The 10,274-nt window shown below is 58.2% G+C and carries 10 protein-coding genes and 1 pseudogene; 8 read left to right on the forward strand and 3 right to left on the reverse strand.

Annotated features, from left to right (window positions below; genetic code table 11):
* Position 1: 1 nt before the first annotated feature.
* On the forward strand, positions 2 to 2,200 hold the full coding sequence (locus tag GQ59_RS26045) for an alpha-amylase family protein (RefSeq protein ID WP_051904219.1): 2,199 nt from the start codon (positions 2 to 4) through the stop codon (positions 2,198 to 2,200).
* A gap of 490 nt (positions 2,201 to 2,690) precedes the next feature.
* Positions 2,691 to 2,867, forward strand: coding sequence for a LysR family transcriptional regulator (locus tag GQ59_RS33645; RefSeq protein ID WP_084683301.1), 177 nt, complete (start codon positions 2,691 to 2,693; stop codon positions 2,865 to 2,867).
* A 75-nt stretch (positions 2,868 to 2,942) separates the two neighbouring features.
* Here the strand turns inward: GQ59_RS33645 and GQ59_RS33650 are convergent.
* Positions 2,943 to 3,058 (reverse strand): annotated as a pseudogene (locus tag GQ59_RS33650) (helix-turn-helix domain-containing protein); the annotation flags it as partial.
* 136 nt (positions 3,059 to 3,194) lie between these two features.
* On the opposite strand from GQ59_RS33650, the gene GQ59_RS26050 reads away from it, so the two are divergent.
* Both GQ59_RS26050 and GQ59_RS26055 read left to right on the forward strand, forming a co-directional pair.
* A complete protein-coding gene (locus GQ59_RS26050) occupies positions 3,195 to 3,443 on the forward strand; it encodes a type II toxin-antitoxin system VapB family antitoxin (protein ID WP_037086910.1) in 249 nt (82 codons plus the stop codon).
* A complete protein-coding gene (locus GQ59_RS26055) occupies positions 3,440 to 3,853 on the forward strand; it encodes a type II toxin-antitoxin system VapC family toxin (RefSeq protein WP_037086913.1) in 414 nt (137 codons plus the stop codon). Before GQ59_RS26050 ends, GQ59_RS26055 begins: the two co-directional genes overlap by 4 nt.
* Before the next feature lie 419 nt (positions 3,854 to 4,272).
* Here the strand turns inward: GQ59_RS26055 and GQ59_RS26060 are convergent, their stop codons facing one another.
* Complete coding sequence (locus GQ59_RS26060) at positions 4,273 to 5,169, reverse strand: LysR family transcriptional regulator (RefSeq protein ID WP_037086915.1); 897 nt, start codon at positions 5,167 to 5,169, stop codon at positions 4,273 to 4,275.
* Positions 5,170 to 5,308: 139 nt separating this feature from the next.
* On the opposite strand from GQ59_RS26060, the gene GQ59_RS26065 reads away from it, so the two are divergent.
* Positions 5,309 to 5,638 (forward strand): nuclear transport factor 2 family protein, encoded by a 330-nt coding sequence (locus GQ59_RS26065; protein ID WP_037086917.1) that lies wholly within the window; start codon positions 5,309 to 5,311, stop codon positions 5,636 to 5,638.
* Positions 5,635 to 6,414 carry an SDR family oxidoreductase gene (locus tag GQ59_RS26070; RefSeq protein ID WP_037086919.1) on the forward strand — a complete coding sequence of 260 codons (780 nt, stop codon included), beginning with the start codon at positions 5,635 to 5,637 and terminating at the stop codon, positions 6,412 to 6,414. The genes GQ59_RS26065 and GQ59_RS26070 overlap by 4 nt, the downstream gene beginning before the upstream one ends.
* Before the next feature lie 28 nt (positions 6,415 to 6,442).
* On the opposite strand, the gene GQ59_RS26075 is transcribed toward GQ59_RS26070, so the two are convergent.
* Entirely contained in the window at positions 6,443 to 6,910 is a 468-nt protein-coding gene (locus GQ59_RS26075) for a MarR family winged helix-turn-helix transcriptional regulator (protein ID WP_037086921.1), read from the reverse strand.
* Positions 6,911 to 7,054: 144 nt separating this feature from the next.
* On the opposite strand from GQ59_RS26075, the gene GQ59_RS26080 reads away from it, so the two are divergent.
* Together GQ59_RS26080 and GQ59_RS26085 are read left to right on the forward strand one after the other, a co-directional pair.
* Positions 7,055 to 7,852 (forward strand): alpha/beta fold hydrolase, encoded by a 798-nt coding sequence (locus GQ59_RS26080; protein WP_037086923.1) that lies wholly within the window; start codon positions 7,055 to 7,057, stop codon positions 7,850 to 7,852.
* 186 nt (positions 7,853 to 8,038) lie between these two features.
* On the forward strand, positions 8,039 to 9,670 hold the full coding sequence (locus GQ59_RS26085; RefSeq protein ID WP_037086924.1) for a GMC family oxidoreductase: 1,632 nt from the start codon (positions 8,039 to 8,041) through the stop codon (positions 9,668 to 9,670).
* The last annotated feature ends 604 nt before the right edge of the window (positions 9,671 to 10,274 follow it).

Below are 10,274 nucleotides of genomic sequence, written 5' to 3' on the forward strand. Positions count from 1 at the left end.
AATGGCTGCAGAACCCTGGTACAGGACCGCGAAACGTTGGGGACAGACCAACCTGGTCGAGATCGATCCATCGCGCTATGACGCCGCGTGGTGGCGGGAACACTGGAAAAAGACGCGCGTCCAGGGCGTGATCGTCAATGCCGGGGGCATCGTCGCCTATTACCCCTCCCGTTTTCCGCTGCACCACCGCGCCCATACGCTCGGCGAGCGTGACCTCTACGGTGAGATCGTCAGGGACGCCCGCGCGGCAGGGCTGAAGGTTATCGCCCGCATGGATTCGAACCGGGTGGCGGAGGACTTCTACCGCGCTCATCCGGACTGGATCTGCGTCGACGCGACCGGCAAGCCCTACCGCCAGGCGGACAAATACGTCACCTGCATCAACTCGCCCTATTATTGGGAATACCTCCCCGAGGTCATGCGGGAGATTATCGAACACAGCGGGCCGGACGGTTTCGCCGACAACAGCTGGGCCGGCATTCCTCGTAAGAACATCTGCTATTGCCGGCATTGCGCCGCGCAGTTCCACGGATATGCCGGCGTCGACCTGCCCTCAAGCCATGACTGGTCCGACGAGCGTTATCGTCGCTGGATCCGCTGGAACTACCAGCGCCGCACCGATCTCTGGGAGTTCAATAACGAGGTCACGACGAAGGTGGGCGGCAAGCACTGCCGCTGGATGGGCATGATCAGTGGCGACGTGATGAACAACAGTTCCCGCTTCATCGATCTCAAGGCTATCCTCGCGCGCACCGAAATCGTCATGCTGGACCATCAGCGCCGCAACGCCGTGGATGGGTTTGCCGACAATACGGAAGCGGGCAAGCGGCTGCATGAGGTGGGCGGCTGGGAAAAGCTCATTCCGGAAAGCATGCCGCAATACCAGCTCGGAAGCCCGGCGTTTAGGCTCGCGAGCATGCCCGCCGCCGAGGTCAAGTTATGGTCTTCAGCCGGTTTTGCCGGCGGCATCCAGCCGTGGTGGCACCACATTGGTTCACTCCACGAAGACCGGCGCCAATACACAAGCGCAGAGCCGATCTTCTCCTGGCATGAAGCCAATGAGGACATTCTTCTCAATCGTAGGCCGCTGGCCGACGTGGGTGTCGTGTGGTCGCAGGACAATCACGATTTCTACGGACAGGACAAGACCACCGACCGCACGATGAATCCCTACAGGGGAGCAATCCGTGCCCTCGATCGCGCCGGCCTCACTTATCTGCCGGTCAATGCCGACGATATCGCCGGAGCCGCGGGGCGTTTCGGTGTACTGATCCTGCCCAATATCGGAGCGCTGTCCGATGGGCAGGCGGAGGCGGTGAGGGCGTTCGCCCGCTCCGGCGGTTCGGCGATCGCCACGTCCGAGACCAGTCTCTACGACACTTCCGGCGACCCGCGGGGGGATTTCGCGCTCGCTGATCTGTTCGGCGTCCACCGCAAGGGAGGATCGCATGGCGGGCAGGAGCTTGCCAATCCCGATATCGAGACGAGCGTGCGCCACACCTATATTCGGCTCGTGCCGGAAGTGCGGATCAGCCTTTACGGTCCCGCCGACAGCACAGCGCCGGCCGCAGCGGGTACGCGCCACCCGATATTTGCGGGTCTCGAAGGCACCGACACCATTCCGTTCGGCGGTTTCCTTCCCGGGGTGAGTGTGGATGACGACGTGGCCGTTCTCGCGACCTTCATTCCCGATTTTCCGATCTACCCGCCGGAGACGGCCTGGATGCGCCAACCTCGTTCGGATCTGCCGGTGATCACGGTTCGCGAGCCGGCGAACGGCGGCAAGCTGATCTGGTTTGTCGGCGATCTCGACCGGTGTTTTGCCCGCGACGAGCATCCGGAGCATGCCACGATTATCTCCAATGCCGTCCGCTGGGCCCTCCGTGATCGGCAGCTTGTGTCGCTCGAAGGCGGCCACGGCGTCGTCAGCTCGACGCTGTATGAGCAGGAAGACCGTTACATCCTGCATCTCAACAACCGTCTGACCACGGCGAAAACGCCAGGCCGACAGGACGAACTCCTGCCTGTCGGCCCGGTCACCGTTCGTCTGCATGTCGGCACGAGAACAGCGTCTTCGGACATTCGCCTGACCGTAAGCGGTCAGTCTTTCCCGGCCATAAAGCAGGGAATGACGCTTGTTTTCGAGGTTCCGGCTATCGAGGATCACGAGGTTGCGGTTATTGAATTCCATCCAGCGTAGTCAGCTCTACTAGAACCCTATAAACAGACATGAGCCAGGATGAACGTTGACGGGTCACAGTCCAGCAGAAGTAAATTGCCTTGTTAGGACGCCCTCGTTTCCAGGAAACCGTTCATGCCCCCGCTGCTTTGAAACAGTCCGGATGGCCAAGCCCATAGAAGTAAGCGCAGGACCGAGGTCATGCGCAGCAAATGACCGGATCACTCCGGCAGCGAAGAACGCTGTTATCGAGATTTTGCCGAGCAAGCATGTTGGAGCGGCGACCAGCGTGGGCACCATGGGGCACTGCAAGTTGGCTGTCGTGTGTTGTAATTGAATTCAGTGTTGATACCGGTTCCCGACGTCTAGATGACCGACGAGATCTATCTTCTACGCCGTGCAACCGTAGTCTCCTGAGGTTTGCGATGACAGGTTTGAGGCCGCATCGCTTGAGACTTGGTCACGTGTTCCAAGGTCTGTATAAACGTTTGGCTTAGGGCGTAATGGTAGGGTGACAACGAAGATCAAAGGCGGTAGTGGACGTCAATTCGCTTTCGGGTCGATCGATCTCAATTTAATCAAGGTTCTCTATGCCCTTGCGATCAAAGGGAACGTTACGGAAGCTGGGAATGTCCTCGGCCTTTCCCAACCGACAGTGAGCCATGCTCTAAAACGGTTGAATGGGTGACAGGCGACAACCTTTTTGTTCGAACATCAGGCGGGTTCGTATCGACCACGTTCTGTTTCGAAATTTCCCAAGGGTGCGGCGGATCAGCGCTGGCTGAGAAATGTTTGGCGCTTCTGAAGCGCGATGGAAGCTTTCAAGTTCGGCGACGTCTGGAAAGCACGAAGGTCGCATATCTCGCAGTTGATGCGAATTGCCGAATTGAGCAGGTGTCATCGCGCGTAGTGCGGATTGCTAGTCGAGAGTGCAAGGTCCAGCGCGATGGCAAGCCAGCATCTGCCATCTTGATGGCAGGTGCGATGAGCATATATTTTCGCAAAGGAGACTGCCATGGCCGCACCACAACTCTCCGTCCGAAGCTCCAAGGCAAGGGATCTGGCTCACCGACTCGCGCGACGTGAGAACCGTTCGATTGCAGAAGTGGTGGAGCGCGCGCTTGAGGCCTACGAGACACGCGAGGCGGGTCGCGAACCAGCGGCCGCCTTTTACGCGCGGGTCAACGCGCAAGCTGCCACAGATATTGACCTGGACACCATCATCCGTGAAGGCCGCACTCCTCACCAAGGTATCGAGCTTTGATATTTGTCGATACCAACATTGTTTTGGAGACGTTGCGGAAGGATCCTGATCAGGCGGTCATGGCCTGGCTGGTACGGTTCGACGCAGAATTAGCACTGCCCACCGTGACGATCGCCGAGATTGCTTTCGGCATTCAAAAGATCAGGCCGGACCAGCGGGCGGAGCGCTTGGAACACGGGCTGGCGGAATGGCGCCGTCGGTTTGCCGAACGGATATTTGGTCTCACAGAAGAAGCCGCACTCGCTTATGGTGAGATCATGGGGCAGGCGGCTCGTCAGGGCCGTGCAATGTCAGTACCCGATGCAATGATCGCTGCGATAGCTCGCGTGAACCGCGGTCGCTTGGCCACGCGCAATCTCAAGGATTTTGAATCGACAGGTCTCGTGCTCTTCAACCCGTGGGATTTTTAACCCCTTCGAGCGGATGAGCCTTGTGTGCCCCGCATTTCCGACGCTTGTTGCCATGGAGAATACAAGCGTGGCGGGAAGCCGACCGTCTATCCCGAGCCAAGTCCGCCTCCCGAGCGTTTTCTAGCGGCAATCGCGAAGATGCATCCAGTAATTGTGTTCCGGCGTGAGATCTTGCCCAAGGCTCGCTGGAATTCCGCATCGGGCGATGCCGAGGATCAACCGTTTGATTTGGCCATTTCCTGCCATTTGATTTTCCGAACATCTAAAATCGCAGCGAGCGGCCACGTACACGGGATGCAGGTCCCAGTCCGGATAACAGTCATTTTACGGACTGTTCCTCCCAGCAAGACGGATGACGTCAAAGTACGTTGGGTGCGTATCTTCGATGTCGAGAAGACGTTGATTTAAGCCCCGGTCGATTACCCCTTCGCAAAATCGCGGGCAGCTTGAATGAATGCGCTGAACGCAGCCGGCGGATTCTTCCTGCCGGGGTAGTATAGGGCTAATGGCGCCAGTGGGGGAGTCCAGTCCTCGAGAACGCGCACTAGTCGCCCGGCCGTAATGTCATCGCGCACATCTGCCTCCATAACGTATCCCAGGCCCACTCCATTTTGCGCCGCTATCCTGACAAGGCTTGACTCGTCGAGAGTTATTGAGCCTTGCACATCGATCTGGACAGCGTTTCCATCCTTTTCAAATTTCCACCGAAACAAGGCGTTGTTGGGCAGGCGCGCACGGATGCAGCGAAACCGATATAGGTCGGCTGGCACCGTAGGACTGCCATGAGTGCGCAGGAAGTCTGGTGATGCGACAACGGCGTTACTGCGCTTGGTACCGAGTGGCACCGCGATCATGTCGGTCGGCACCAGATCGGCCGGCCTCAAGCCCAGGTCGAACCCCGCCGCAACAATGTCAACGATCCGTCCCTCTGTGACCAGATCGATATGCACCTGAGGGTAGCGCTGCATGAACGACAATATGAGCGGTTCCATCACCTCGCGTGCTGCTGTCGCGAAGGCATTGATGCGCAATATGCCCGTCGGAGTTTCCTGAAGCGATTGGACCATGAGCATGGCATCGTGGATGTCCGTCATCGCCGGTCCAACTCGCTCCACAAATGTCTTTCCAGCGTCGGTAAGCGAAACGCTCCGCGTTGTACGGTTGAACAGGCGAACGCCGAGACGCTGCTCAAGCTTTGCGATGGCATTGCTCAATGCGGTGGTGGACATGCCGAGCTCGAGCGCGGCAGCCCTGAACGAGCCGAGGCGCGCGATGCTGAGAACGGCGTCCAAATCGATAAGTACTGAGCGCGTCATTATCCCATTTTTCGCAACGTCTCATCCTCCTTTATCCTAGTTATCGTGTCAACCAACTCATCCTAGATTACACCTATCGACCTCCTGACGGGGCGGCGCCCTCAGTTGGCAGAGGCTGGAATTCAAATTGGAGGAACCAATGACGATCAAACTTCCCAAGGCCATCGAAGCATATTTCGAGGCCGACCGGACAGGCAGTCCGGATGCGATCGCTGCCACATTCACCGAGGACGGCATCGTGAAAGATAAAGGCCTCACGCACCGAGGCCGTGATGCCATCCGCGCATGGATGGCTGATGAAGCTCAGCAATACAGCTACACGGTAGAACCCTTCTTCATTGCCACCGAAAACGGGAAAACCCAGGTAACGGCCCATGCCGTCGGCGACTTCCCGGGCAGCCCCATTGATCTGCGCTTCTTGTTCGCCCTCGCGAACGACAAGGTCGCCGAACTGGAGATCACCGTATGACACAGTTCCTCACCTTGCAGGGCCGTCGCGCCCTCATCACTGGCGGCACTTCGGGGGCCGGCGCCGCAACCGTGGCGCTGTTCAAGGAACTCGGCGCCAGCGTAGTGACCACCGCTCGTAAGAAGCCTGCTGACTTCTCCGGGGCGGCGTTCATCGAAGCCGACCTGACCACCACGGCGGGGGTAATGACCGTCGTCGACGCGGTGCAGAGAGAGCTCGGCGGCCTCGATATCCTTGTGAACATGCTGGGCGGCTCTTCGGCCCCGTCAGGCGGCTTCGCCGCGCTCACCGACGATGAATGGGAGAAAGAGTTCAACCTCAACTTCTTCCCTGCAGTCAGACTGGATCGAGCTCTCATCCCCGGGATGATCGCTCAGGGAAGCGGTGTCGTCATCCACGTTACGTCGATCCAGAGAAACCTTCCGCTACCTGAGGCGACGACCGGCTATGCTTCGGCCAAGGGGGCGCTCAACACTTACAGCAAGAGTATCTCCAAGGAGGTTTCTCCGAAGGGCGTCCGGGTGGTGCGGGTCTCTCCCGGTTGGATCGCCGATCCGGGTGCCAATGGTCTTGCCCTGCGCATCGCCGCGGAAGCCGGCATCGAGTACGAAGCCGCAGTGCAAGTGATCATGAACTCGCTCGGCGGCATACCGCTCGGACGACCGGCCAGACCGGAAGAGGTCGCGGATCTGATTGCATTCCTTTCATCGGATCGAGCAGCGTCGATTACCGGAACCGAGCACGTGATTGACGGTGGGACCGTGCCGACCGCTTGAGCATTTGGCCGCCTCACGCCATTGCAAGTCAGGCGGGTGCGTCCCACCCGCCGATCTGGGAGTAGATCGCGTCACGCAAATGCCGCACGTCGCGGTTCAACGCAGCGAGTTCCGGCGGTGTCTGCGTCGAGGCTGCAAGCAAGGTATCGCTGAGGCAGCCTGCCTTATGCTGCAAGGAACGACCCTGATCTGTCAGCGCCACCAGAACCTGACGCTCGTTGCTAGCATTGCGCGTCCGACGCACGAGCCCGGCGGCTTCCAGGCGTTTTAGAAGCGGTGTCAACGTGCTGGACTCAAGAGCTAGTTTGTCGGCGATAGAAACCACGGTTTGCTCGTCCTTCGCCCAGAGAACGTTCAGGACGAGATACTGCGGATATGTCAGCCCAAGCTCGTCGAGAAGCGGCTTGTAGGCGCGCTGAATAGCCATGCCGGCGGTGTAGATCGCGTAGCACAGCTGGTCGGGCAGAGGCGGGGGATCGTTATGGTGTTGGCTCATTTAGAACTCCTGTAAACATCCATATAATTGAACTTATCACGAAAACCAATATCGCAATAAGAATTATGTTGACGTGCGATTCGAGATGTGAGAGTTAACAGATATCGCGATAACAGTTATCGCAATTGCAAAGAGGAGAAAGCCATGACACGCAGGTCCATCACCACCATTTCGGCAATCGCAGCTGCAGCCTCACTGTCGGTTGCATTACCGGCAGCGAATGCCGCCGACATCATTCCTAAAGATCAATCGGTAAGAAACATCGTTCTGGTTCACGGCGCGTTTGCGGACGGTTCCGGCTGGAGGGGTGTTTACGACAATCTGACCAAACGCGGCTATCACGTCACCATCGTGCAGAACCCCCTGACGTCGCTTGCAGACGATGTCGCCGCCACCAAGCGGGCGCTTGAGCGTCAAAATGGTCCGGTTATTCTCGTCGGGCACTCCTGGGGCGGAACCGTCATCACGGAAGCTGGTATCGATGAGAAGGTTGCGGCCCTTGTCTATGTTTCCGCTCTTTCTCCGGATGCTGGCGAGACGACGGCCCAGCAATACGAGGGATTCGCGCCCGCTTCTGAATTCGTGATTGAGACCACAAAGGATGGTTTTGGCTATGTCAGCCCGGAAAAGTTCAAGGCAGGTTTCGCGCATGACGTCAGTGACGCCGATGTTGCCTTTATGAGGGACGCGCAGGTTCCGATCAACATGTCGGCGTTCGGCGCGAAGCTCGAAAATGCCGCTTGGCGCACCAAGCCGAGCTGGGCCATTATTGCCACCGAAGACAAGGCCTTCGATCAGGCGATGCTGATCCACATGGCAGAGCGCATCAAGGCGAAGATCACCAAGGTGTCGGCAAGCCACGCCCTGTTCATGACGCAGCCAGCGGTCATCGCCAACACCATTGATCAGGCCGCCAAGACCGTCTCGGCAAAAAAGCAATGAACGGTTCAGCGTCATCGGGACGGTCGAGACCCGACCGATGACGCTCAAACACATCTGTTAAACAGACCGCGGGCCTGAGCGAGATGCCGATAGGGTCGGATCCTTCCAGGATCCACGAGGATTCACTCGTCTCTCGCGACCACGACTTCAGCAAATTTACCAGAATTAATTCACTGAGGAACTCACGTGAAACTGTATACCCGTAATAAAAATGGACCCGAAACCACATCTCACCCGCATGACGCGGTCGGTGATGTCTACGACTTCATCGTATGCGGCGCCGGCTCTAGCGGCTCGGTTGTCGCAGCGCGGCTGGCGGAGGATGGAAACGCGCGCGTTCTGCTCATTGAAGCGGGCGGAGGTGATTTATCCGAGACCGTATCCGACCCTGCGCAATGGCCACTCAATCTCGGATCGAGCCGGGACTGGGGCTTTGTCGGACAGCCAGCGGCTGGCCTGGATGGCCGACGACTTCCACTCAGCATGGGCAAAGGACTTGGCGGCGGTTCGAGCATCAACGTCATGGTATGGGCCAGGGGACATAAGGAAGACTGGAACCACTTTGCGGCCGAGGCCGGGGATGACGCCTGGGGCTATCAATCGATCCTTGGCTACTATCGTCGGGTCGAAAACTGGCAAGGCGCTCCGGATCCTACTCGTCGCGGGGTAGGTGGGCCTGCATATGTGGCACAGCCTCGGTCTCCCCAGCCAGTGGCGGAAGCGCTTTTGAGCGCCGCGTCAGCGATGGGCATTCCGGTCTTCGATTCAACAAACGGCGAAATGATGGAGGCCTCTGGCGGCGCATCGATCGCTGAACTTCGTATCCGAGGTGGCAAGCGGGAAACCGTGTTTGAATCCTACGTTGATCCGCTGCTGCCGCGCCCCAATTTGACGGTGATAACCGAGGCGCTGGTCACGCGTCTCATCTTCGATGGTCGGCGGGTGAGAGGAGTTGAAGCTCTAATCGATGGTCGGCGACGCCAGTTTATGGCGCAATGCGAAACGGTGCTGTCACTTGGGGCTATCACCACGCCGAAAGTCCTAATGCAGTCCGGTATCGGCCCACAAGACGAGCTGCAGGCGCATGGTATTCCCGTTGTGCAACACCTGCCGGGTGTCGGTCGCAATCACCAGGATCATCTCGCTTTCGGCTGCACATGGGCCTACCGAAAGCCGGAAGCAGTCGGCGGTAGCGGATGTGAGGCAAACATCTACTGGAAGAGTGATGCCCGGCTATCCCAGCCGGACATCCTGCAGTGCCAGTTAGAGTTCGCAGTTCCGTCGCCCCTTGAGACCGGTCTTGAAACGCCGGAGCACGGCTGGACGATGTTCAATGGTCTTGCCCAGCCGAAAAGCCGTGGTCGGTTGCGGCTCTCTGGTCCCAAGATAAACGATCCCATCCTGATCGACCCGAACTCCCTTAGCGAGCCGGAAGACATGGCCGCCGCTTTGGCCGCAGTCGAGTTGTGTCGCGAACTCGGTAACAGCGAGGGCTTTTCCCCGTTGGTGACAGGCGAAACAGCTCCAGGTGCGCGCGACAGATCGGGCATGATCGATTTCATCCGACGCTCAGCCGTTACCTACTGGCATCAAACCTCCACCGCCAAGATGGGGCGCGACAGCATGTCGGTCGTCGATAATGAGCTCAAGGTCTACGGCATCGAGGGTCTTCGCATAGCGGACGCCTCGATTATGCCGCGCATCACAACGGGCAACACAATGGCGCCTTGTGTTGTCATCGGTGAGCGGGCGGCCGATCTGATCGGAATCTCACATGGACTGGGCGCTCAGCGCGAACTTGTCGTTCCGTTTGTCTGATCCTGACAGTTGGGACTTAGCGCTTTGTTCTGCATGGCGCTGAGTTTCCGAACTGGACGATAGGTGGAATACCATGTCGTTAAGTGCGCTCGGCACTCAGTTTTTATATCCATGATAAAGGACATTATCATGGATATTCAGCGTAATGCTATACTCAGGAACTTGCAGGTCGCGAGTTCGTATCCTTTCACATCAGGTCTTTTGTCAATTGTTCATCCTAGTGGCATCGAATTTCTCCTTGGTGATCGGATCCGCGGTCTGAGCCCATAACAATTACCGGCCCGGTTCTCGCGCCTATACAACCTCATATGTGGAACGGCCCGCGGTGCAAGGGGCTTCACAACCGATCTATCCACGCGGACGGTGCGTTCATATGTACGGCCTTTGAGTGCGGTCCATGGCCGTCGCGGATCTCTTTCGACATTCATCACCGAACCGATCAGTGCAGGTCTTCTTCTCGTTTCGGTCGTTCTGCTTGCCGCTGCGATTATTCCGAACATTCGCAAGGGGCGAGACGAAATGTTCGTAGAATAGGTAAAATCCGTGCTGGATGCCTCGCCAGGCCCGCCAGGGCCAGTAAGGCGGATGATGTCCCGAGAGGTGG

Source organism: Neorhizobium vignae (genome assembly GCF_000732195.1).
Taxonomy (GTDB): Bacteria; Pseudomonadota; Alphaproteobacteria; order Rhizobiales; family Rhizobiaceae; genus Neorhizobium; species Neorhizobium vignae.

What these genes read in the sequence shown, in the direction of transcription:
- GQ59_RS26060 (WP_037086915.1), bottom strand. Translation starts at nt 5,169, where the DNA reads ATGACGCGCTCAGTACTTATCGATTTGGACGCCGTTCTCAGCATCGCG.
- GQ59_RS26075 (WP_037086921.1), bottom strand. Translation starts at nt 6,910, where the DNA reads ATGAGCCAACACCATAACGATCCCCCGCCTCTGCCCGACCAGCTGTGC.
- GQ59_RS26080 (WP_037086923.1), top strand. Translation starts at nt 7,055, where the DNA reads ATGACACGCAGGTCCATCACCACCATTTCGGCAATCGCAGCTGCAGCC.
- GQ59_RS26065 (WP_037086917.1), top strand. Translation starts at nt 5,309, where the DNA reads ATGACGATCAAACTTCCCAAGGCCATCGAAGCATATTTCGAGGCCGAC.
- GQ59_RS26050 (WP_037086910.1), top strand. Translation starts at nt 3,195, where the DNA reads ATGGCCGCACCACAACTCTCCGTCCGAAGCTCCAAGGCAAGGGATCTG.
- GQ59_RS26045 (WP_051904219.1), top strand. Translation starts at nt 2, where the DNA reads ATGGCTGCAGAACCCTGGTACAGGACCGCGAAACGTTGGGGACAGACC.
- GQ59_RS26070 (WP_037086919.1), top strand. Translation starts at nt 5,635, where the DNA reads ATGACACAGTTCCTCACCTTGCAGGGCCGTCGCGCCCTCATCACTGGC.